The sequence below is a fragment of the Natronorubrum amylolyticum genome (assembly GCF_052040145.1).
In the GTDB taxonomy this organism is placed as follows: Archaea; Halobacteriota; Halobacteria; order Halobacteriales; family Natrialbaceae; genus Natronorubrum.
This window is the reverse complement of the sequence record NZ_JBPPFW010000003.1, coordinates 23,462-46,107: the sequence shown is the minus strand read 5'-3', so window position 1 is coordinate 46,107 and position 22,646 is coordinate 23,462. Positions and strand designations below refer to the sequence as shown.

Annotated in this window: 21 protein-coding genes; 7 read left to right on the top strand and 14 right to left on the bottom strand. The window is 64.2% G+C overall.

Features of this window, described 5'->3' with window-relative positions:
- The first annotated feature begins 194 nt into the window (after nucleotides 1-194).
- Nucleotides 195-827, top strand: coding sequence for a DUF4013 domain-containing protein (locus ACSFDB_RS11575; RefSeq protein WP_440771147.1), 633 nt, complete (start codon nucleotides 195-197; stop codon nucleotides 825-827).
- Here the strand turns inward: ACSFDB_RS11575 and ACSFDB_RS11570 are convergent.
- The 7 genes from ACSFDB_RS11570 to ACSFDB_RS11540 form a co-directional block, all read right to left on the bottom strand.
- Nucleotides 824-2,029: an AGE family epimerase/isomerase gene (locus ACSFDB_RS11570; protein ID WP_440771146.1), complete on the bottom strand. Its 1,206-nt coding sequence runs from the start codon at nucleotides 2,027-2,029 to the stop codon at nucleotides 824-826. The genes ACSFDB_RS11575 and ACSFDB_RS11570 overlap by 4 nt on opposite strands.
- Nucleotides 2,030-2,216: 187 nt before the next feature.
- On the bottom strand, nucleotides 2,217-3,188 hold the full coding sequence (locus ACSFDB_RS11565; protein WP_440771145.1) for a phosphoadenosine phosphosulfate reductase family protein: 972 nt from the start codon (nucleotides 3,186-3,188) through the stop codon (nucleotides 2,217-2,219).
- A gap of 501 nt (nucleotides 3,189-3,689) precedes the next feature.
- A complete protein-coding gene (locus ACSFDB_RS11560) occupies nucleotides 3,690-4,268 on the bottom strand; it encodes a DUF2150 family protein (protein ID WP_440771144.1) in 579 nt (192 codons plus the stop codon).
- Nucleotides 4,269-4,351: 83 nt separating this feature from the next.
- Nucleotides 4,352-5,194 carry a TatD family hydrolase gene (locus ACSFDB_RS11555; RefSeq protein ID WP_440771143.1) on the bottom strand — a complete coding sequence of 281 codons (843 nt, stop codon included), beginning with the start codon at nucleotides 5,192-5,194 and terminating at the stop codon, nucleotides 4,352-4,354.
- Between the two features lie 72 nt (nucleotides 5,195-5,266).
- On the bottom strand, nucleotides 5,267-6,751 hold the full coding sequence (locus ACSFDB_RS11550) for a sensor histidine kinase (protein WP_440771142.1): 1,485 nt from the start codon (nucleotides 6,749-6,751) through the stop codon (nucleotides 5,267-5,269).
- A gap of 91 nt (nucleotides 6,752-6,842) precedes the next feature.
- The gene (locus tag ACSFDB_RS11545) at nucleotides 6,843-9,572 is read right to left on the bottom strand and encodes a PAS domain-containing protein (RefSeq protein ID WP_440771141.1); all 2,730 of its coding nucleotides are present in this window, start codon (nucleotides 9,570-9,572) and stop codon (nucleotides 6,843-6,845) included.
- Nucleotides 9,573-9,694: 122 nt separating this feature from the next.
- Complete coding sequence (locus ACSFDB_RS11540) at nucleotides 9,695-10,171, bottom strand: NYN domain-containing protein (RefSeq protein ID WP_440771140.1); 477 nt, start codon at nucleotides 10,169-10,171, stop codon at nucleotides 9,695-9,697.
- 319 nt (nucleotides 10,172-10,490) lie between these two features.
- Between ACSFDB_RS11540 and ACSFDB_RS11535 the strand changes: the two genes are divergently transcribed.
- The 4 genes from ACSFDB_RS11535 (at nucleotide 10,491) to ACSFDB_RS11520 (ending at nucleotide 15,765) form a co-directional block, all read left to right on the top strand.
- Nucleotides 10,491-12,605, top strand: a complete 2,115-nt coding sequence (locus tag ACSFDB_RS11535; RefSeq protein ID WP_440771139.1) for a S8 family peptidase — start codon at nucleotides 10,491-10,493, stop codon at nucleotides 12,603-12,605.
- A 429-nt stretch (nucleotides 12,606-13,034) separates the two neighbouring features.
- Complete coding sequence (gene gcvT / locus ACSFDB_RS11530) at nucleotides 13,035-14,138, top strand: glycine cleavage system aminomethyltransferase GcvT (protein ID WP_440771138.1); 1,104 nt, start codon at nucleotides 13,035-13,037, stop codon at nucleotides 14,136-14,138.
- A 2-nt stretch (nucleotides 14,139-14,140) separates the two neighbouring features.
- The gene (gcvH, locus tag ACSFDB_RS11525; RefSeq protein WP_440771137.1) at nucleotides 14,141-14,524 is read left to right on the top strand and encodes a glycine cleavage system protein GcvH; all 384 of its coding nucleotides are present in this window, start codon (nucleotides 14,141-14,143) and stop codon (nucleotides 14,522-14,524) included.
- A 92-nt stretch (nucleotides 14,525-14,616) separates the two neighbouring features.
- Nucleotides 14,617-15,765 (top strand): GIDE domain-containing protein, encoded by a 1,149-nt coding sequence (locus ACSFDB_RS11520; RefSeq protein WP_440771136.1) that lies wholly within the window; start codon nucleotides 14,617-14,619, stop codon nucleotides 15,763-15,765.
- Nucleotides 15,766-15,774: 9 nt separating this feature from the next.
- Here ACSFDB_RS11520 and ACSFDB_RS11515 read toward each other — a convergent pair whose 3' ends face one another.
- From ACSFDB_RS11515 to ACSFDB_RS11505, 3 genes are all read right to left on the bottom strand, one after another.
- Nucleotides 15,775-15,972 (bottom strand): hypothetical protein, encoded by a 198-nt coding sequence (locus tag ACSFDB_RS11515; RefSeq protein ID WP_440771135.1) that lies wholly within the window; start codon nucleotides 15,970-15,972, stop codon nucleotides 15,775-15,777.
- 5 nt (nucleotides 15,973-15,977) lie between these two features.
- The gene (locus ACSFDB_RS11510) at nucleotides 15,978-16,688 is read right to left on the bottom strand and encodes a helix-turn-helix domain-containing protein (protein WP_090310694.1); all 711 of its coding nucleotides are present in this window, start codon (nucleotides 16,686-16,688) and stop codon (nucleotides 15,978-15,980) included.
- Nucleotides 16,689-16,819: 131 nt separating this feature from the next.
- A complete protein-coding gene (locus ACSFDB_RS11505; RefSeq protein ID WP_440771134.1) occupies nucleotides 16,820-17,020 on the bottom strand; it encodes a DUF7835 family putative zinc beta-ribbon protein in 201 nt (66 codons plus the stop codon).
- Between the two features lie 293 nt (nucleotides 17,021-17,313).
- Between ACSFDB_RS11505 and ACSFDB_RS11500 the strand changes: the two genes are divergently transcribed.
- Both ACSFDB_RS11500 and ACSFDB_RS11495 read left to right on the top strand, forming a co-directional pair.
- A complete protein-coding gene (locus tag ACSFDB_RS11500; RefSeq protein WP_090310698.1) occupies nucleotides 17,314-17,664 on the top strand; it encodes an ArsR/SmtB family transcription factor in 351 nt (116 codons plus the stop codon).
- Between the two features lie 73 nt (nucleotides 17,665-17,737).
- The gene (locus tag ACSFDB_RS11495; RefSeq protein WP_090310700.1) at nucleotides 17,738-18,010 is read left to right on the top strand and encodes a DUF7521 family protein; all 273 of its coding nucleotides are present in this window, start codon (nucleotides 17,738-17,740) and stop codon (nucleotides 18,008-18,010) included.
- Nucleotides 18,011-18,028: 18 nt separating this feature from the next.
- On the opposite strand, the gene ACSFDB_RS11490 is transcribed toward ACSFDB_RS11495, so the two are convergent.
- The 4 genes from ACSFDB_RS11490 to ligA all read right to left on the bottom strand — a co-directional run bounded on the left by ACSFDB_RS11490 (nucleotide 18,029) and on the right by ligA (nucleotide 22,605).
- Nucleotides 18,029-18,775 carry a competence/damage-inducible protein A gene (locus ACSFDB_RS11490; protein ID WP_440771133.1) on the bottom strand — a complete coding sequence of 249 codons (747 nt, stop codon included), beginning with the start codon at nucleotides 18,773-18,775 and terminating at the stop codon, nucleotides 18,029-18,031.
- A 70-nt stretch (nucleotides 18,776-18,845) separates the two neighbouring features.
- On the bottom strand, nucleotides 18,846-20,018 hold the full coding sequence (locus ACSFDB_RS11485; RefSeq protein WP_440771132.1) for a hypothetical protein: 1,173 nt from the start codon (nucleotides 20,016-20,018) through the stop codon (nucleotides 18,846-18,848).
- A gap of 530 nt (nucleotides 20,019-20,548) precedes the next feature.
- The gene (locus ACSFDB_RS11480; RefSeq protein ID WP_440771131.1) at nucleotides 20,549-20,779 is read right to left on the bottom strand and encodes a hypothetical protein; all 231 of its coding nucleotides are present in this window, start codon (nucleotides 20,777-20,779) and stop codon (nucleotides 20,549-20,551) included.
- 50 nt (nucleotides 20,780-20,829) lie between these two features.
- Nucleotides 20,830-22,605, bottom strand: coding sequence for an ATP-dependent DNA ligase LigA (gene ligA / locus ACSFDB_RS11475; protein WP_440771130.1), 1,776 nt, complete (start codon nucleotides 22,603-22,605; stop codon nucleotides 20,830-20,832).
- Nucleotides 22,606-22,646: the final 41 nt, after the last annotated feature.

Here is a 22,646-nt window from a genome sequence, read left to right as displayed (position 1 = left end):
TTATGGCATTTACTCCCGAGTGAGTAGTGATATCACGCATAGTGAGACACCGTGACTATCACGCATAGGACACGTTCTCGAGCGAGACGAGGTCCAGCGGGATCGCGTCGAGGTGGAGTTACTAGGGGCTGTACCAGTCGCACCGACGACTGCATCGCACAACAGGTAAGAACCAGGCGCGGCGAGTCACTCCTATGCGGGAGGCACTCACGTACCCGATTCGCGGCGATCACGCGGAGAAGGCCCTGCTCTCGGCGTGGCTCTGCGTGCTCGCACACGCGATCGTCCTGCCGGTCGTCGCGCTCGCGCCGCTTCTCGGGTACGCCGCAACCGTCCTCTCTCGCGGCCACGACGCCGATCCGCCGCCCTTTCTCGAGCGCGGCGTTCTCTCGCGGAGCGTCGGTGCGACCGCGTTGACGCTCGCCTACGGACTCGTTCCGATCGGAACGGCCCTCGTGACGTTTCGACTGTTCACCGAGGGCGATCAGCCGCCGACGGAGGCCAACGCACTCTTCTTCCTCGCCGGTTCGACGGCGGTCCTACTCGTCCTCGCTCTCTACGCGTACGTCCTGCCGATCGCGCTCGGAAACTACGTCCGAGAGGGGGCGCTTCGGGCCGGCGTCTCGGGACTCCTCGGCGTCGCCGGCGACGCCGCCTACTTCGTCGGCTGGACGTCCGGCATCGTGTTGCTCCTCGTCGGTGTCGCCATCTCGAGCGCGTTCGTCGACCTCGGCGGGCTCTTCGCCGTCGTCGGCTCGTTCGTCGGCGCGTACGCCGTCCTCGTCGCGAGCCGACGGATCGCTCGCGGCTACGCGGTGGCGACCTAACGGTCGTCGGCGAACGCGGCGGGGTCGGCCTCGAGCGCCCGCATCGCGAGCCAACTGTTCGTCAGCGGGTGGTAGCCGGGTTCGACTTCCGGCCCGTGGTTGGGGCCGCTGCGACCATGTTCGCGCGTGAGCCGCTCGTACCAGTTGCCGTACTTGGGATTGATAAGCTGCTCCCGTGCGTACGCCCAGAGTCGGTCGTACCACTCGCCGTACGCGTCGTCGAACCGGCTCAACAGCGCGCTCGCACCGATCGCCTCCGTGTGGACCCAGCCGTACTTGTCGGCGACGATCGGGTCGCCGCCGTCGTCGACCGTGTAGAAGAGCCCGCCGTGTTCGTCGTCCCAGCCGAGGTCGACCGCCGCGTCGAACAGCTCCTGCGCTCGCTCGAGCAGCCACGCCTCCGATCGGTGCTCGGCGAGCAGCGCCAGCAGCTTCGCCCATTCGGCGTGGTGGCCGGGCTGGTACCCCGGCGGACGGAACTGGTGTCGTGGACTGTCCTGGTTGTAGGAGAGGTCAGGCTCCCAGTCCTCGGTGTAGTGTTCCCACAGCAGGCCGTCGGTCACACTCGTCACGTCGCGGGTGAACCGATCCGCGACCGTGTAGGCGCGCTCGAGAAAGCGATCCTCCGCGGTCGCCTCGTAGGCCGCGAGCAGCGCCTCGCAGGCGTGCATGTTCGCGTTCTGTCCCCGATAGGACTCGAGGGCATCCCAGTCGGGAGACGCCTGGTCGGCGTACAGCCCGTGATCGGGCTCGAAGAAACGCTCCTCGAGGACGTCGAACGCTCGCTCGAGTTCGTCCCGTGCGCCGGGAATCCCGGCTTGATGCGCACGCGCTCCCGCGAGGAGGACGAACGCGTGGCCGTAACAGTACCGCCGTCGCTCGGTCGGCATTCGTCCGTCGAGCAGCCAATCGTACCCCTCGTACTCGTCGTCCCAGTGGACGGTCGAGAGAAACTGCAGGCCGTGTTCGGCGGCGTAGCGACACCAGTCGGGGCCGTCCTCGAGCGTGCCGAGACTGAAGTTGTGAACGCCCCGCGCCGTCGCCACGAGATGTTTCGTCCGGGCGTCGTAGACGTGGCCGTCGCGTTCATCGAGTTGGGCGAGGTAGCCGCCGACCGACGTGTCGATGCAGTCCGGATAGTAGAAGTTCAGCACGTCTCTGAACTGGTGACGCAGACCGGCCCGCGTTCGGTAGATGTTCACGGTTGTTTCGTCGGTTCATTCGGAGCGCCATAGCGGTTTTGGCACGACTCCGCCGGGAACCGCCGCCACGGGAGGTCCCGAATCCGTCGGTGAAAAAACGACCCGAGCCTCGGCGACGGGCGCGAGTCAGCGTCGCCCGTTCGCCCGAGCGTTGCCGCTGTCGTAGTCGCTGTTCGTTCCGTCGCGGTTACATGTAGCCGAGGTCGCGCAGGCGCTCCATCAGGTCCTCTTTGTCCTGGGCGCGGCCCGCGCGCTCGGTCGTCCCCTCGAGATCCTGCAGCCAGGCAGGTTCATCTTCGCTCTTTTTCGTCGAGACCTCACTGCCCAGCGAGCGGAAGCCGGCGAAGTACTTCGGCGAGACCGGGATATCCTCCCGTTCGACGCCCTCGGGGAGGTCGTCGTCGCTCTGCGGGACGTAGCCGTCGTCCGGGAAGTTCTCGACGGTGTCCGGAACTACAAAGCTCCAGAACGCCTCCCACACCGCGGCTTCGTCGAACTGCAGGATGGGTTGGATGCGGTCGTGGGGCGGGTAGATATCGGGATCGTGACGCGGTGAGAAGAACGTCTCGTCGGCGCGAGCCTCCTGTTCGTCCCAGCGGACGCCGGAGATGACGGCGTCGATGTCGTACTCCTCGAGCGCGTCGTTGAGCGCGACCGTTTTCAGCAGGTGGTTCCCGACGTAGGTGTCGAGCAGGAACGGGAACGTGTCTTCCTCGTACTCGAGGATCTCCCGAACGTGGTGCTGGTTGTGGTCGGAGAGTTCGGCGATTTCGATTTCGTCGCCGGGCTCGAGGCCGTGTTCGTCGACGTACTCGCCGACGTTATCGTTGCGTGCGTAGATGACTTCGAGATCCCACTCGTCGGCCCAGTGGTCGACGAAGTCGTGGATCTCGTCGAAGTGCTGGTAGTGGTCGATGAAGACCGCGGGCGGTACTTCGAGGTCGAAGCGCTCGGCGACCTCCTTGATGAAGTACAGCGTGAGCGTCGAGTCCTTGCCGCCGGTCCACATTACGGCCGGGTTCTCGTACTCCTCGAGACCCTTCCGGGTGACCTCGATCGCCTTCTCGATTCGATCCTGAACGTGCGGGTAGTCCTCGGGATCTTCGCCCTTACCATCGTCGTAATCGACGTCGACGTACTCGGGGAAGTTCTCTGTCATGCAGTGTAATGAGATATAATTACCACATTTAAACCCTTTGGGGGACCGGAAACGTCTGACGGGACCTGAGACGATCGGTCGGCGTCGGTGCTTGCGCGTGCGTCTCGGGTCGATGGATGTCGGGATAGTCGTCGACATTCGGGTCCGAAAGTCCCTGTGCTGCCACTTCGACGGCCCAGCCGTCGTTGCTCGGCGGGGAGGAATCGACAGCTATCCCCGTGTGGATCGGTCACAATACGGCCAGTCCGGCAGCGGGGGAAGGAAATATCCCCGACGACAATATGCGGTCAATATTGACAGTACCCCAATTCGGAACGTGCCCAGAGATGCTCGAGTAGCTCCCGCCCGTTCGGTCCAGAACGACGGCGTGTCAGTCGCTGGACGTAACGAACGGCACGAAGAATCACGTTCGCCGAACGGCGATCGGATCGAATCCCCGGTTCGGACTGCCCCGGTCGTCGGAGGCCACATCGCTCACTCGAACGACGGGACCCGACGTCGCTACTCGTCTTCTTCGACGACTTCCGGATCGCTCATCGCGCTCTGGAGGCTGTCGAGTCCGTTGATCCACTCCGTGACGAGCCCGTACTCGAGATCCTCCGCGACGCCCATATCCAGCGCTTCGCCGTCGATGATGAGGGTTCCTGCCTGTGCGGCGTAGCCGAGCGCGGCGTCAAGTTCCTCGTCGGCCTCTGCGTCGGCCGCGGCGCCGAGATAGTCGCCCACGCTGCCTTCTTCCGGTGGGCCGCCGGCGATGAACTCCTCGGCGGCGAAGAAGACACAGACGAGACTCGTCTGGACGCCGTCGACGAGGATCAGTTTCTCCTCGTCTTCGATATCGACCTCGCTGAGGACGATTTCGCGGACCTTGTTGATCTCCTCGAGCGCGTTCTCCTGTTCGAGGTCCCCGTCGTCGTAGGCGGCGACGATCTTCGCGATCGCGATCGCCGTGTCGTCCTGCAGGTTGAGCAGGAGTCGGGCCGAGTCTTCGTCCTCCGGATCGATCTCTTCGTCTTTGATTCGGTCGATCCAGTTCTGCCAGCGTTCCTCCGAGTAGAACTCGGTCGGGGGATTGCTCATACAGACACCTACACCGGCCGCTTGAAATGCCTTTCTCTACTGTATGCCGAACCGAACGAAGCCGTACGGACGGCCTATGCCGGTTAGAGAGTTCCTTCCGTGTCGATTCCGTACACGAGTTCCGGTGTCTCGACGTGTGCGTTTCTGACCGCATTCTCGTGACCGTTCTCGAGCAACCACCGCACGCGCCGCGGGACCGTCTTCGGTCCCAGAACGGCTCCGGGCCGGTCCGGGTCGTCGATGTAGTCGGTCTCCATCAGGAACGGCTCGCCGCGTTCGGCGGCCGTCTCGAGGGCGTCCTTTTCACACATGACGCTCGGAATCGGCCCCGCGAGTCGGCCGCCCGCGTAGTGTTTGACGACGCTCTGTCGCGGGAGTCCCGCCTCCTCGGCCCACTCCGCCACTTCGGTCAGATCCTCGCTGGCTTCGGTGTGGAGTTGCACGGCGCAGTCGAGATCGGCGGCGCGCTCGAACGCTCGCCGCATCACCGCGTTGGAGGCGTCCCAGACCGCGTCCTCGACGTCGTAGTGTGGACGACCGGACTTCAGCGCCAGCGCGTCGCCGGCCTCGACGTACTCGGCGGCGACGTCGATTCCCGCTTGCATCAACTCACGCGCCTCTTCGGAACTGAATCCGCGGTCGTCAACAAGCCGCGAGACGAGGCCGGGATGAACGCCCAGCACGGGCCAGGCTCGCCCCTCGAGTTCCTCGCTCGCCGCCGCGACGACCTCGATGGTTCGCTCGAAAACCGCCCGGAAGTCCGCGCCCGTCTCGGCCTCGACGCCGAGGTGCCAGGAGGGCTTGTTCACCACGAGCAGGTGCGTGCCACCCATGTGGGCGAAGTCCCGGACGGCGTCGATGCCGCGGTGATTATCCGGATCGAGGTGGAGGTGGTTATCCAGTACCGGCGTCTCGTCGTCGATCATAGCCGACGGTGGGCGGCCCGCGCGGGAAAAATCTCCGACTTCGGGTCGAACCGAGGCGACCGACACCCGTGACTACGTCTCGGAGCGCGCCGCTGGCAGCACCACCGAGAACGTCGATCCCTCGTCCAGTTCGGAGTCGACCCAGATCTCGCCGTCGTGATTGGTGGTGATCTTCCGACAGATCGCCAGACCGATCCCGGTTCCCGGATACTCCCCCTCGGCGTGGAGGCGATTGAACACGTCGAAGATCTGGTCGGCGTACTCCGCCTCGATTCCGATCCCGTTGTCCGCGACGGTGAGCCGCCAGTAGGGGCCGTGTTCCGTCGCGTCGATTTCGATCCGCGGCGGCTCCTCGCGGCGATACTTGATCGCGTTGGCGACCAGGTTCGAGAACAACTGCTCGAGTTGTGTGCGATCCCCGCGAACCGTCGGGAGCGATCCCGTCTCGATCGTCGCCCCGTTCTCCTCGATCTGCACCTGGTGGTCGGTAACGACAGTTTCGATGACGTCGGCACAGTCGACCGGTTCGAACGCCGTCTCCCCCGTATCGATCCGGGAGAACTCGAGAAGTCCGTCGACCATCTCGCGCATACGGTCGGCGCCGTCGACGGCGAAGTCGATGTACTCCCGCGCGTTCGAATCGAGCTCCCCTCGGTAGTTTCGCTCGAGCAACTGCAGATACGTCGACACCATCCGCAACGGCTCCTGTAAGTCGTGGGAAGCGATGTAGGCGAACCGCTGAAGCTGTTCGTTGGATTCCGCGAGTTCCTCGATCGTCTCGTCTCGTTCGACCTTCGCCGTCGTCCGTTCGTGGAGGGTTCCGAGCATTCGATCGATCTCGCGCTCCGGCCGGTCGCGGCCGAAGAACTCCGACGGCGGCGTGTAGTAGAAGTTGTGACAGACCGCGCCGTCGTAGACGAGGTGTGGGTGGGTGCGGACGATGTCACAGAGGATCTCCGCCGGAATCACGTTGCGATCGTACTGACAGAGCGCGATACAGTCCTCGCCGTAAAAGAGATCGTTCACCCGGCTCTCGTACGCCATGAACTTCTCGAGGCTCGTCCCCTCGTCCAAGATCCACGTCGTCTCGGCACTGATGCGCAACCCTTCGTACTCCGCTTTCGCCTCTTCGATGGCTTCCGCGTAGCACTCGAGCATGTCGTCGGGATCGAACGTGCCCGTTCTGAGGTAGGTCTCCTGAATCGTATGGAACGTGAGCGCGCCTGAGTCGAGGGCCGCATCGACGTCGATCCCGCCCGCCCCCATCGCCTCGGTCATCTCGGCTACCGAGTGCTCGTTGACGACGTACATACAGCGTTCGCCGCGCTCGAGACCCTGACGTATGAACGGAACGACGGCCGCGAACTGCTCGTCCTGATCCTCGTAGATCACCGCGAGGTGTTCGTTGGGGTCGTGATCGCCCAGCGACTCGACCGGGCCACGGAACTCCGGGCTCGAGCGCAGCGCCTCGAGACCGCTCTCGAGTCCGAGCGCCCCGCTCCGGTCGCTCGCCCGCGTACCACCGTCGGTCAGCTTTTCGTGGCCGTGAGAACACATTCGATCCCGATAACGCGGCGACGAGTATGAACCCGTTGTCACCACCGGAGGGACAACAGTCGACGTTCGGTCGGTCCCTACGGACCGTCGGTCACTCGCCGCGGGTCGCCGGCAGCACCACCGAGAACGTCGAGCCCTCGCCGGGCTCGGAATCGACCCGGATCTTTCCGTCGTGGCGTTCGACGATCCGCTGACACAGCGCCAGTCCGATTCCCGTTCCCCGATACTCGTCGCGAGCGTGGAGGCGCTCGAACACCTCGAAGATGCGATTCTGCTCGTCGGGTTCGATGCCGATCCCCTCGTCGTGAACCGAAACGATCCACTCCGCACCCGCCCGTTCCGCCGAGACGCGCACTCGCGGCGGTTCGTCCCCGCTGTAAGTCAGCGCGTTACTCAACAGGTTCTGGAAGACCTGTCGCAACTGTCCGGCGTCGCCCCGAACCCGGGGCAACGATTCGACGGCGATCTCCGCCCTTTCCTCCTCGATCTGGAGCCGGAGTTGCTCGCGGGCCGCCGCCACGACCGAGTCGAGCTCGACCGACTCGAACGGATCGCCGCGCGTCTCGACCCGCGAGTACGCGAGCAGCCCCTCGATCATCGCACGCATGCGATCGGCGCCGTCGACGGCGAACTCGAGGAACTCCTCGGCGTCCGAATCGAAGTCGTCGCCGTACCGATTCTCGAGTAGCTGGAGGTAGCTCGAGACCATCCGCAACGGCTCCTGCAGGTCGTGGCTGGCGGCGTAGGCGAACTGCTCTAAGCGTTCGTTCGACGCCTCGAGTTTCGAAACCGTCTCTTCGAGTTGTCGCTGGTACTCGCGCCGCTCGGTGACGTCGGTGAGCGTGACGACGCCGCGACGGACCGCCCCCGTTTCGTCCCTCACTGGCATCCCGTGTGCCAGCACGATTCGCTTGTCGCCGTTACCCCCCTCGAGTTCGTAGACGTGGGGCTCCGTGAGTGCCTCACCCTCGAGCACCCTAACCATCGCCCACTCGTCGTCGGCGACCGGCTCGCCGGTGTCGGCCCACCGTCCCGAATGCCGGGAGTAGTCCTCGATAGCGTCCGTTTCGGGGGGTCCCTCACCCCAGATCTCGATCGCCGTCTCGTTCACCTCGAGGAGTCGACCGTCCGCGTCCGCGACCTCGACGCCGACGGGTAACACCTCGAACAGCGTCTCGAACTGATCTTTGTGATCCTGCAGGGACTGCTCGACGCGCTTTCGGTCCGTGATGTCGGTGACGGCGCCGAGAAACGTCTCGGGGTCGCCCTCGGCGTTGCACTCGACGTGGCCGCGGGAGACGACCCACCGAAGATCCCCGTCGGCGTTCCGGACGCGGTACTCCGCCTCGTAGGTGCCACAGGTTTCGATGGCCTCCTCGACGGCTTCGTCGACCCGCTCGCGGTCGGCAGCGTGGATCGACGACATGATCTCCCCGTCGTCGACACCCTCGTGTGCCGCCGCGGGATCGACGTCGAACAGATCGGCGAACGTCGCGTCCGCGACCATCCGGCCCTCGGTAAGGTTCCACACCCAGGTCCCGACCGCACCGGCTTCCGTCGCCGCTTCCAGCCGCGCTTTCGTCTCCCGCAGGTCTCGCTCGCGCGCTCGCCGCTCGGTCACGTCCCGTGCGATCGCGATGCCGGCGAACACCGTGCCTCGATCGTCGGCGACGGGAACCACGTTAATCTGCCACGTTCGACCGGCGTACTCGAGTTCGGCCGTCCGTTCCTCGCCCTCGAGTGCGGCCCGACAGATCGCTTCGGCCGAATCGCCGAACTCGCCCTTCCAGACGGCTCGAACGTGTCGTCCCTCGAGGACGTCGGGATCGACGGGGAGTTCGTCGAACCCCTTCCCCGCCGCCAGCGTGTAGCGGAGGTCGTCGTCGAACATCGTGACGATCCCGTTCGGGAACTGTTCGGCGAGCGTGCGGTAGCGCCGTTCGCTCTGGCGGAGTTTGCGTTCTCGCTCCTTTCGGTCGGTGACGTCCCTGAAGTAGACCGAGAGCCCGGTTTCGGACGGATACGCTCGCACCTCGAACCAGGCGTCGAGCGGGTCCGGATAGTACTCCTCGAAGGCGACGGTCTCCTGTCGGTCCATCGCGTACCGGTACTTCGATTCGAACTTCCGCTCGACCGCGTCCGGAAACGCCTCCCAGATGTTCGTCCCGACGAGTTCGCGGCCGCTCGGATTGATGAGATCGTGAGCAGACGCGTTCAGATGGGAGAACTCCCACTCCCTGTCGAGCGAGAAGAAGGCGTCCGAGATTCGGCCGTACATCTCCTCGAGTTCGGTCTGTGTCCGCTCGTTTTCGACGGCCGACGCGAGGACGTTCGCGACGCTCTGGACGAAGTTCGCGTCGTGTTCGGTGAACTCTCGAGAGTCGGTCGTGTGCGCCCCGAGGACACCCCACGGCTCCTCGACGGAGCCGATGACGACGCTGATCCCGCTGACGACGTCGTGATCGCGTAACAGCTCCGGTCCGGAAAAGCGCACCTCGGTTCGGAGGTCGTCGACGACGACGGGCTCTCTCGAGATGAGGGTGTAGCCCGCCTGCGAGTCCAGATCGGTCGGAACCGTCGCCGACCCGACGAGCCCCTCCCGCCAGCCGACGCCGTTTCGGAGGGTCACTTCGTCCCCGCCGGGGAGGAGTTCGAGAACCTTGCAGTACTCGACGCCTAGCGTCTTGGCGACGGCGACTGACGCGGCGTGCATCAGTTCGTCGAGGTCGTCGAGTTCCAACGCCTTCTGTCCGAGGTCAGCGACGACTTCCTGCTGGTGGATCCGCACTTGGAGCACCCCATCGGTCGCCGACGTATCCATGCTACCAGCGATAGTGATGGGATCAGTGTAAGCGTTACTCTTGAACACCCTCGCCGCGAACCGTCGTCTTTCGTCGACGATCCACGTCACGGATCGGACGGGTAACTCGAGTGAATCGGCCGTCAGCTGCCGAGCGTGATCGCCTCGTCGGCCGCGTTCTGCAGCGCGTCCGAGCGACCGTGTGACCCCGGCGCGACGGCGATCGTTTCGACCCCGACGGTCCCCGCGTACTCGAGGGCGGGTTTGAAGTCCGTATCGCGGGAGGCGACCGCTAGCCGGTCGATGGTTCCCTCGCTGCACAACGCGGTCGCGTCGACGGCGAGTTTGACGTCGACATCGCCGCTAGTGATGATCACTTCGAAGCCGCGGGCCTCGGCGGCCTGAATGAGCCCCGGCGTGGCGTGTTCGTCGAGATAGAGGCGGATTACGCCGACGTGCCCGAGATCGCGGGCGACGTCGCGAAGATCGTTCAGGTCGACGTCGAACTCGTCGCGCAGGACGTTCGGCCCGTCGACGAGCAGGCCCACCGTCGGCTCGGTCTCGAGTTCGGGATCGGGTCCCGCGAGGCGGGCAAGACGGGCGCGAACGCGGTCGAACATGCTCGAGCGTTTCCGGGGCCACGAAATAGGTGTGACGGAACGCGGCGGCGCTCCGAACGCGTCCGACCGACGGGTGAGACGCTCCCGCTACCGGCCCGCCGTCGTGACCGAATCCGCGACACTAGTGTCAGCTCCGGAAACAACGTCAGGTGCGTTGTTTTGATACGTTACGATCGTATAAACGGATAACTGCATATATTCATCGTTCATTTGCCAATTATCTTCCGTGCTGATACGTTCTCCCCCAAACAATGTTGAATAAACAAACTTTCAGTTCGGTAAGATTTTACTAATTTCAGTGTTTGATGACTGTCAGCGGATGACACAAGACGATTCGGCGGACGACGGCTCGAATACGACGTACAATCGGCGGCGATTCCTGACTGGGACTGGAACGATCGCCGCAGGCGGACTAATCGGCTCGAGCGGGCTGGCGAGCGCGACGCCGGGTCGCAACCCGGGTCCGAAGAAGGACGAACTCATCATCGGTATCTCGCCGTCGGTGTCGGACATCGAGAGCGAAATTGGACCGCAGATTCCCGGCGACGCCTGGATCGAGCACACGAACGAGACGATCCACTACGCGCTCATTTCTCTCCCGGAAGAAACGCCGGAGTCGACTCGCGACTCACTCGTCGACACGCTCACGAACATCGATCAGATCGAGTACGCAGAAGAGAACGCGACGCTCGAGGCGCTCAGCGCGCCCAACGATCCCCACTACGGCTCCCAGCACGCACCCCAGCAGGTCAACTGCGAGACGGCGTGGGAGACGACCTACGGGAGCGACGACGTCACGATCTCCATCGTCGACCAGGGTATCCAGTACGATCACCCGGTGCTCGAGGAGAATATGGACGACAGCGTCTCGAACTACGGACGCGAGTTCGTCGGCGGCGGCAGCGATCCGTACCCGATCGCCGGCGACGAACAACACGGGACCCACGTCGGCGGCATCGCCGGCGGCGGAACGAACAACGGCACCGGCCACGCCGGGATCAGCAACTGTTCGTTGCTCTCCGCTCGAGCGCTCAATCGGCAGGGTCGGGGATCGCTCTCCGACATCGCCGACGCGGTCCAGTGGTCGGTCGACGCCGGCGCGGATATCGTCAACCTCTCGCTTGGCTCCTCGAGCAACCATCGAACGCTCCGAGCGGCCTGTCAGTACGCCGCCGACAACGACGTGTTGCTCGTCGCGGCCGCCGGAAACTCGGGGTCGTACGGCGTCGCGTACCCGGCGGCCTACGAAGACGTCGTCGCCGTCTCGGCGCTCACCGCCAACGATTCGCTCGCATCGTTTTCCAACAGAGGCTCCCAGATCGACCTCGCTGCGCCCGGTACCCGTCTCATTTCGGCAGTCCCCTGGGACAGCTACACCAGAATGTCGGGCACGTCGATGGCGGCTCCGGTCGTCGCCGGCGTCGCCGGACTGGTGCTGTCGGCCTATCCGGATCTTTCGGGTGACGAGCTACGCGAGCACCTGCAGTCGACCGCCGTCGATGTCGGCCTCTCCTCGAACGCGCAGGGTCACGGTCGCGTCGACGCCGGCGAAGCGGTGACCACCGTTCCCGACGGATACGACGGTGACGAGCGCGACGGCGAGGAGGACGAACCGGACGACGACGAACAAGATGACGATGAACAGGACGATGCGGCGGGTCGCCTGCTCGCGTTCGTCACCGAGCCTGACGCCGACACCGCGCGTTACGAGTTCACGGCCGAGGGTGCCGTCGAGTTCGCCGACGCGCCGTACGACAGCCCGTCCGGCAGGAATATCGAGGGCGGAACGTATAGGGCCGAAGACTTCATCGACGAAGAGGGTGAGACGGTCCGCGCCGGCGGAATCACCGGCGGCGGATACGGCGACGCGTTCTACGTCGACGGCCCCGTAACGTCGATCGATGTCGACCAACCCGACGTGATGTGGATCGAACTCGACAGGGAGGAGCTGACCCCTGAGGAGGTCATCGACGAAACCGGTGGTGACCCCGACGAGCCTGATGAAGGCGAACCCGACGAACCCGACGACGACGAGCCTGACGAGGACGAACCTGACGAAGACGAGCCTGACGAACCCGACGAAGACGACGAGGAGTCCAGGTGCGGCAACGAAACCGCGAGCGAACGCTTCGACGGTGAACTCGACGCCGGCTGGACCGGCGACGGCAACCGGCACACGTACTCGCTTCAGACGGACGACCCGTGTTCAGCGACGCTCACGCTCGAGGGACCGTCGGACGCCGACTTCGACCTCTACGTGACTATCGGGGGTCTCCCGCCGAGCAGATGGATCCACGACGAATCGTCGACGGGGTCGGGCGCTTCCGAAGAACTGTCACTCGAGCTCTCGGGCGACGGAGACCTCAGAATGCAGGTCTACACCGACAGTGATAGCGGCGAATACGAGCTCCGTATCGACGAACGGGGTCGATAACCGGGTTGGAGCGACACCGGCTCGACGGACTCAGTCTCGTCTCGGTGGATCGGTTGCTCACTCGCTGAGCGTACGGCGGTAAAACTTCTATCCGTTTCAGATGATGGGTGTAGCGTCGTGCTGCACCCACAGCGCGGATGCGGTACAGGGTGAGACGAAATTTGCGAGGGCTAGTGATCGCTCAGTACAGGCTGAAGCGTTACCGCTGCGGTCGGAGTACAAGCGCTGCACCCGCGAGCGACCAACGGGAGCGAGCGGTCTTTTTAGCGTAGATTTTTGCGCCGAGAGGTTCCGAACGAAGTGAGGAATCCCGAGGCGCAAAAAGGTACGTATGCACGAGTCCGAACCATCAGTTGAACTGCAGGAACCCCCCACGTTCGCCGCCGACCGACGAAAAGACATTACTACTCCGCGGGCGATGACCCGCATATGCCGCTTCAGACGCCGCCGTTACGTGGGGTTCACGCCGAGCGAGGCGCGAAGTTCACGGAGTTTGGCGGCTGGGATATGCCGGTCGAGTTCGATTCGATCCGGACGGAACACGAGGCCGTCCGCGAGGACGTCGGCATCTTCGACGTCTCGCACATGGGCCAGATTCACGTCACCGGACCGGACGCGACCGAGTTGATGCAACGGCTCACCTCGAACGACGTCAGCCGGCTCGAGGTCGGTGACTCCCAGTACGCCGCGATCATCGACGAGGAGGGACACATCATCGACGACACCGTCGTCTACCGGCTGCCGGACGACGAAGCCGTCGGCGAGCCGACCTACCTCTTCGTTCCCAACGCCGGAACCGACGAGGCGACCCACGAACGGTGGATCAGCTACCGCAACGAGTGGGACCTCGAGGCGACCGTCGACAACCGAACCGACGAGTACGCCATGTTCGCAGTTCAGGGACCGAACGCGGCCGACCTCGTCGCGGACGTCACCGAGGAGTCGGTCACCGACCTCTCCCGGTTCGAGGCCCGGTACGGGACGGTCGACGACGTCCGCTGCTGGATCGCCCGCACGGGCTACACCGGCGAGGACGGCTTCGAACTGATCGTTCCCTGGTCGGAAGCCGAACGCACCTGGTCGCTGTTCGACTGCCAGCCCTGCGGACTCGGCGCTCGAGACACGCTGCGGATCGAGGCCGGGCTCTTGCTGGCCGGCCAGGACTTCGACCTCGAGTCGAACCCGCGAACCCCCTACGAGGCCGGCATCGGCTTCACGGTCGCGCTGGACACCGAGTTCGTCGGCCGGGACGTCCTCGCGAAGGTCAGCGAAGAGGGAAGCGAGGAGCGACTCGTCGGCTTTCAGCTGATCGACCGCGGCGTCCCCCGCCACGGCTACGACATCACGAACACCGAGAGCCGGGTCGTCGGCGCCGTCACGAGCGGGACGATGAGTCCGTCGCTCGAGAAAGCGATCGGACTCGGCTACGTGCCGACCGAGTACGCGGAGCCGGGGACGACCTTACAGGTCGTCGTTCGCGGCCAGTCTAAAAAGGCAAGAGTTGAAACGACACCCTTCATCGATACCGTATAACTATGAGTTTCGAAATTCCCGACGACAGACGCTATCTGGAATCGCACGAGTGGGCACTCGAGGAAAACGGCACCGTTCGAGTCGGCATCTCCGACTTCGCACAGGACGAACTCGGCGACGTGGTCTTCGTCGAACTCCCCGAGACCGGCGACGACCTCACGCAGGAAAATGAGTTCGGCGTCATCGAATCCATCAAGGCCGTCTCGGACCTCTACGCGCCGGTCAGCGGCGAGGTTACGGCCGTCAACGAGGAGCTGTTCGACGCCCCCGAACTCGTCAACGAAGATCCGTTCGGCGAGGGCTGGATGCTCGAGATCGACGCCGACGATACCGACGAACTCGAGGCACTGCTGAGCGCCGAAGAGTACGAAGACCAGATCGCCTGAGCGCCGCTGCGCTCCGACCGACAACCTCGGTCTGGTCCGTTACTTCGAAAAGTGTACTTTCGCCCACAGCACAGTGTCCACAGTAGCACACTATGTCGATCCCGTCATCGGACGTCCTCGCGTACTCGTCGATCACCGGATTGGACCTCCTCGCACTCCTCTTGCTTCTCCACGTCTGGCTCGTCGGCGTCGGCCTCGCGGCCTACAGCGAGAGCTCCGGGCTCCCCTGGAGTCAGCGTATCGATCTCAGCATCCGCCAGTACGCGTTGCTCGCGTTGCTCGCGACGGTCGTCGCCTGGCTCCCGTTCGCACTCGGCGGCACGTACCCGATCGCGCTCGGCGGCGCTCGAAGTGAGCGACGGCTCGCTATCGTCCTGTTGATCGGAAGTTTCGCCGCGGTCTGGGCCGGATTCTACTACGCGGGCGGCGCGGTGACCGCCCTCCGATCGTACGCCGCCGTCCGACGAACGCCCGTCGTCGACGCTGCCGCGGTCGAGACGGGCCGCGTTCAGGTTTCGGGAACGGTCCGAGCGTCGACGGACTCGCACGAAGCCCCGCTCTCGGGTCGCGACGCCGTCTGTTACGAATTGACCGTCGCTCGAGACCTCGTCGAGGACGAGTCGACGTCGGACGGCGACGACGTCGAGACCGGCGGTTCGACCGGCCTGCTCTCGTCGGCGTTTCGGGAAACGATTCCCATCGATGACGTCCGAACGACGTTCGTCCTGGAAGACGAAACCGGTCGGATCGCCGTCGACCCGACGGACGCCGCGCTCCGACTCGAAACCGAGACGACGAAAGTCGTCCCCAACGGTGACCGTCCGTCCGGCTCGCTGCTCCGGTATCTCGTCCGTGAGACCGAGTACGAGGCGACCGAGCGCCGAGAGCGCTATCGAGAAACGAGGATCGAACCGGGTGACGAACTATCGGTCATCGGCGTCGCTCGTCCCGACTCGTCCGTCGAATCGATCGACACCGCGGAACTGACCGCACGAGGAGAGTCGGGGGACGACCGCGAGAGATACGCCGAATCCAGACCACCGTCGAAGGCCAATCCGCGTCAGACGTCGTTCCCGACGATCACGGCCAGCGACTCGTTCGGCGAGTTCGTCGTCGCCAGCGGGTGCGAACGCAGCGTCGACCACCAGTTTCGGCGAACGATCGCCGGTTGTGCGCTCGCGGCGGTCGCGTTGACGGGGACGGGGATCAGTCTCCTGTGGCTTCTGGCGGGCCACGGCTGACCGGTCAGCTCAGTCGTCGGCTTCGTCCGTCGACGAGTCGGCTCGGTTCATCACGACCAACGCCGTTCCCGACAGCAGTACCATCGCGGCTCCCCAGACGACCCAAACGATCGCGCTCTCCGTTTGCAACGTCACCAACAGGGTGATGGTGAAAACAACCGTCAACGCGACCGTCAGTCGTTCGGCCCGGTCGAGTCGGTCGAGCATGTCGATCACTCGAGGCTGGCGAGTCGTTCGAGCATTTCGTCTAACCCGGCGTTCGTCACGGCGAGCGAGTAGCCGTCGATGCGGGCGAGCTCCGCCGCGTGATCCCACAGTTCGTCCTCCTCGAGGCCGTGAAGGATCACGGCGTTCGGCGTCGGGTTGAGCACGCGAAGGGCGATGCCGACGCCTTCACCGCGCGTGACGTTGGTGAACACCAGCACGCGGTTCGTGCTCTGGCCGTAGAGTCGGAAGAACTCCTCGCTCGAGAGGCGGGTAATCGCCTCGATGCTGTCGATCACCGTGTGGCCGCTGATGTGATCGGTGTTGCCCGGAGAGACCACGGTCGCGTCGAGATCGTCGTGGAGTCGCGCGAGCGGGATCGAGGTCGCGTACTCCTGGAGGTCGTAGACGACGTCGCTGTCGAAGCCGGCCGACAGGACGCGGCCGTACTGTCGGATGCGGTCTCCGCCCCGTCGTTCGTCGATCGCCAGCAGCCCCCTGACGAGTCGGCGCACGACGCCGATGCCGGGACTTTCCCGCCGGCCACTCTCGTAATCGGAGATGACCGACGAGGAGATGTCCAGCTCCGACGCCAGATCGGTCTGGGAGATGTCGAAGTCGGTCCGCCACTTGCGCAGGGTGGCACCGGGGTCGTCGCTCAGCGTAATCTCCCCGGCTATCTTCTCCGCGAGTTCTCGTTTTGGCCCACGGCCGCTCATATGCGACGGTCGGACGGTCGACTCAAGTACCTACTGAAGACGAGTCGCCGCCAGTTACGTGTCGGTCGCGTCCTGTCTCCTCGAGACGACGCGAAACGCCGAGAAAAACCAGTAAGGGAATACGAACTGGTTTAGGCGTTGTTCATTCGCTGACTATCGCGGTTGCCACACCGTGTACACTCTCGGACCCGGTAGGGTTCCCGGGAGTACTGCGCGTTATCTTCGTTCGTGCTTTCTGTCACGAGCTGAATGCTGACTTCGTGCAGTGTGTTGGTTTCACAGACGTCACACGGTTCGGTCATCCCGTTTGATACGCCACCTGTCGTTGCCATACCTGCCCATTAGAGCCGTCCACGATATATCACCGACACTGACTTCGGAGCGAGAGAAGGGGTATAAATAGGTGTTCTCGCGATCTGAAGACGCCCTTTCTGATCGAGTACATATCAAATTTTAGCCATGTGGATTACGGCGAGCTTGGGTACCGAATTCACCCCTCCGGTTGCTCGTGGAAGGCGCTCTCCGACTGTCGTATCGACAATCCTCCATCCGAAACTGTTGACGAAAATGAAGCTCCTCGACACTCGGAAAACCTTTTGCTATGAGTCCCCCAACGCAATAGCATATGGATGAAGAGTCCTCCATCGAGGAAATTCTGAATACGATCGGGGACGAGCACGCTCGAACCGTCCTCGCCTCGATCAGCCGCGAACCCGGCTCTGCGAAAGAACTCGCCGAGCGCCTCGAACTCTCTCAGCCGACGATCTACCGACGCCTCGAACTTCTCGAGGAGAACGAACTGATCGAGGATCGAACCCTCGTCGCTGACGACGGGAACCACTACAAGGAGTACACGTGTAACTTCAACAGCACCGTAATCTCACTGGAAGACGACGAGTACGACGTCCGAATCTTCCGAGAGGAGAACCTGCCGGACCGGTTCACGAAGCTCTGGGACGAACTCGGTGTGAAATAACGCCCGTACAGATGCACGGTACAGTTCACGCCCGTCGCGGACACACACACCAGTCGCGGATCGGTGAGTACGAATGAACGAAATCGTCGACGCGGTGCTCATGCTGATGCAGATGGCCGTCTTCGCCCTCTCGCTCGGACTGACGCTCATCAGCTTTCAGTCGTACACGCAAACCAAATCGAAGCGGCTGGAATCGGCGTTCATCGGCTTTGCCTTCCTCAGTATGGGCGTTGGGCTCACGACGATCAACTCGCAACTCTCGTCGGCCCCGACGCTGTTTTACATCGCCGAAACGGTCCCCTTTATCGTCGGGTTCGGCATGCTCTACCTCTCGCTCTATCGCTGATCCCAACCCAGTTTCCCGTCACTCGGACGCAGTCGATTCCGTCGTTTCGACACGCTCTCGGAGCCACGCTATCGCCGCCTCGACCGCGCGCTCGTCCGTTCCCCGTACGCGCAGTCGGCCGGGTCGATTCTCGCTGCGGGGATAGCTGCCGACGGTGACGTCGAACTCCTCGGTCACGCCCTCGAGCGCGTCGTGCAGCGATCCCTCGGGTGCGGGCGTGTAGATCGTTCGGGCGACGGCGTCGCCCTGAAACTCGTCGGCGACTTCGGCGAACGTGGCCTTCATCTCGTCGGGGATGCCCGCAAGAACGTAGACGTTCTCGACGACACAGCCCGGGGCCCATCCCGCGTCGGTGACGAGCGGCGTCGCACCTTCGGGAATCGACGCTGCGGCATCCAGATCGAGGTTCAGGTCGTACTCGTCGACCAGATCCGGGTTCTCGTCGCGAAACGCGGCCGCCTTCTCGAGCAACCGATCCCTGATTCGCTTGTGGACGACGAGGTCGCGTCCCAGTCCGTCCGCAACGGCTTCGATGGTGACGTCGTCGGGCGTGCCGCCGATCCCGCCGGTAACGATGACCGCGTCGAACGCGTCGGCCCAGCGAGCGACGTAGTCGCCGATGAGCGCTCGGTCGTCGGGAATCGTCAGGATCCGTTCGACGGTGCTCCCGCGCTCGGTGATCTGGGTCGCCAGCCAGGCGGCGTTCGTGTTCGTCGTCGTCCCGGCGAGCAACTCGTCGCCGACGGTGACGATCGCGACGTTCATACGGGCCGTTCGGCGCCACGACAGTTAGCGCCTGCGCTAGCCGCCCCCTCGAATCGTCTCTGCGGCCGGATCACTCGACCGTCACCGTCCGGCAACTCTCGTGGGCCCCCGTATCGACGCAAACCGGGAACGACTCGCTGTCGCCCGCCGGGTGGCCGGCCTGGAACTCGAGCGTGAGATCGGCCGTCTCGCCGGCCTCGAGCGTCAGCATCTCGCTGTCCTCGATGCTGGGGTCGTGGCCGATGACGAGGTCGACGTCGGTCGTTCCCGCCTCGTCGCCGACGTTTTCGATCGTCGCGTCCACCGTAAGCAACTGGCCGCCACCGACGGGCGAATTCGTCGACATCGACGCCACCTCGAACGTCGCGGGCGTCGGCTCCCCGTTCTGGCCGGTCTCGTCTTCCCACTCGGATTCGAACTCCGCGAGGCAGTCCTCCGCGTGCGGGTTCGAGTGGGTGATGCCGGCCACGGCGAAGTCGTCCGGGTCGGTCGTCAGCCCGGTGATCGCCGTGCCGTACTCCCCGTAGTCGGGGACGGTGACCGTAACCCCGTCGACGCCCTCGGTGACGGCCCCGCCGTCCGAAATTTCGAAGGTGATCGTTCCGGTAAACGGCGCGACATCCTCGCCGATCGTGACCCCGTCCTCGATGATCGTGTTACCGAAGCCCGCCTCCGTGTAGAACCCCGTACTCGCATAGGCAATATCGCCCTCCTCGAACGAGCCACTCACGGTCGCTCGCTCGCAGGATTCGAACGTGACGTCCGGTCCCGGGTCCGGTTCGCCGTTCCCGTTCTCCGCCTCCCCGACGGCGACCGTCTCGCAGGCCTCGTGGGCGCCCGTGTCGACGCAGACGGGGAACTCCTCCGTGTCGCCCGCCGGGTGGCCGGCCTGGAACTCGAGCGTGAGATCGGCGGTCTCGCCAGCTCCGAGCGTCAGCATCTCGCTATCCTCGACGTTGGGATCGTGACCGACGACGAGATCAACGTCGGTCGTTCCCTCCTCGTCCCCGACGTTCTCGATCGTCGCGTTCACGACGAGTAGCTCCCCACCCCCGACGGGGGAGTTCGTGGCCATCGACGACACTTCGAACGTCGCAGGGACCGCTGATTCCTGGGGCTCTTCGCCATCGTTGATCGCTGTCGTCTCGTCCCCTTCGTCCGCGGTACCCCCGGCGTCCAGACAGCCAGCGACCCCGATTCCGATCCCGGTTCCCGTGGTCGCGATAAACGTGCGCCGTTCCATAGCCGACGTATCGTGGTCACCACACATCAAACCATGTCTAATCTGTCACATCTGGTTATTTTCATCAACTCCTATTTGACCTGTCCACAGCGGCGTATAACGGGGTTATTCAACATTCACGTACAGAATACATCAACCCTCTCAAATATATCCGGGGCGCACTGATCGGTTCCACAGGGGTTCACTCACCGGACGTGACGCCGGGGCCCGTGACCGGTTATCGGTTTCCGTTCATGTGTGTTCGAGCGGTCGATCGATTCGCACTGGCACCGAAACGTCCGGTAGCTATTGTTCAAGAACCGCTACTCACGACGTACGCTCCGTCTACAACCGTTGGCGACGAGGAGTCACGCCTCGAGGCTTCGGCTGCACCCGTAACGGTTTTTCCCGTCGGCCAAGAGACACAGTGACCCTCGAACGGGTGGGCTGAAGCTCTTCGAACTGAGGGGGCGGTTCGAAGAACACGTCTTCGATCCCTGCTACTATGCCTTCGTCTCCGAGATCACGGCCGATTCACCCGAAAATCGTGATCACCAGAGGCTCACGAACGCGACGAGCAAAAGCGCCCACTTGCAGAACGTCAGCTCACGCTCGTAGCCGTCGATTAGGGTGCGGAACGTCTCCGAATCGTGCTCTAAGACGATCAGCATCGCAAACTGCAGGAGACAGGCGGCAGCCAGCAGGTCGGTGGTTACGACCGATACCGCAATCGCGACTGCAACCATCGCGACGACGAGTTCCAGAAGCCGTCCGAGATTCATCGGTAGTAGACGGGAAAGCGGCCCTCATAGTTCTTCGTGGTTGGAGTCGGTCAGGCCTCCCGAAGTCGCTCGAGTCGCTCGAGGGAGTCGGCATCGACCGGGTCCTTGTCGTGGCGTACGGCCTGGAACCGCGGGAATCGAAGCGCGTAGCCCGACGAGTACGTCGGCGAGGTCTGAATCTCCTCGTAGCCGACCTCGAAGACGACTTCGGGCTCGAGGTCGACCGCCTGTCCGTCCTCGCTCGCGATGTACGGTTCGAGTAACTCGGTCAGCTCCTCGAGTGTCTCGTCGGTGATCCCGGTCGCGACTTTTCCGACGGTCTCGAGGTTCTCCGAGTTCACCGCAGAGCCCGAGGAACGTCGTTCCTCGCTGTCGTCACCAGCGCGCACGGAGAGTTCGAACGTCCCCAGGAACGTCGCTCGACGGCCCTCGCCCCACTCCGCGCCCGTGACGACGCAGTCGAGCGTCTCGACGTCCGGCTTGCGCTTTCGCCAGTGTTTCCCGCGTCGGCCCGGCGAGTACGTCGACTCGGGGTTCTTGAGCATGATCCCCTCGTGACCGCCCTCGAGGGCCTCGGCGTCGATCGACTCGATCTCGTCGGGGTCGTCGGTGCGCCACAGCAGCGAGAGTCCCTCGATCTCCGCTGCGTTCGGCTCGGGGCCGTCCGAATCGGAAAGTACCGCCCGCAGTCGGTCGTGCCGGGTCGTCAACGGCTCCTCGAGCAGGTCGTCGCCCTCGGCGTGCAGGCAGTCGAAGAAGACCGGCCGGACGGTCACGTCCTCGCGGGCCTTCTCCACGTCGTGTTTCCGCCGGAATCGTTTGAGAACCTCCTGAAACGGCAGCGGATCACCGTCCTCATCGATCGCGACGACCTCGCCGTCAAGAATCACCGGCTCCTCGAGCGTCTCGTCGGCGTACTCGACGACCTCCGGGAGGGCGTCGGTGACGTCCTCCATGTTGCGCGAGAAGACGCCGGTTTCCGGGGCCGCCTCGTCGGACTCCGCGGGGCGGTGGTGCAGTTGGATCCGCGCCCCGTCGTACTTCCACTCGACAGCCGCCTCCTCCCACTCCTCGAGCGCGTCCGTCACCGTCCCGGCCTGGGCGAGCATCGCCTGAACGGGCCGGCCGACCTCGAGATCCATCGCATCCAACCCGTGGATCCCCTCGTCGCGAGCGACCCGAGCGACCTCACCGTAGTCGTTCGACACCTGCAGGGCGCGCTCGACGCCCTCGACGGGGACGTCGAACGCCTCGGCGATGGCGTCCCGGACCGACCCCTCCCCGACGCCGATGCGCATCTCCGAGAGGACGAGCCGAGCGAGATATCGGGCTTCCTCGCTCGAGCAGCGATTGAACAGTCCAAAGAGGAGGTCGGTCTTGCGATCCTGACTGCCCGACCCCTCGGCGGCGGCCAGTTCGGAGAGCGTCTCGAACACCTCGCGAACGGTCAACTCGTCGCCGGCTCCGCCAGCGCCTCCCGAGTCATCGGTTCCGGCCGTAAACGCACCCAACCCCTGTTGTCCGCCGAACTCGTAGCTCGCGGCCACCTCGCCGATCTCCCCCACCTCGGCGAGTCGGTCCTCGACGTCGTCGCTCCCCACGTTCGTCCCGGCCGCGCGAGCGATCGCCTCGTAACAGCTGTTCGGACCGATATCGAGCGTTCGCGACCGCCAGGCCGGGAAGACCCGCCCCTGGACGAATCGGGCGACGAGCTCCAGATCGGCGTCCGACTCCTCGAGCATCTCTCGGACGAGATCAACGATCTCGAGATCTGCGGGCTCGGCTTCGATCGCGGCGGCGCGGTCGGCGAACGTGGCGAACTCCATCGGCGGTGTGTATCGGCGGCGAGAGTAAAACGGTTCTGAGA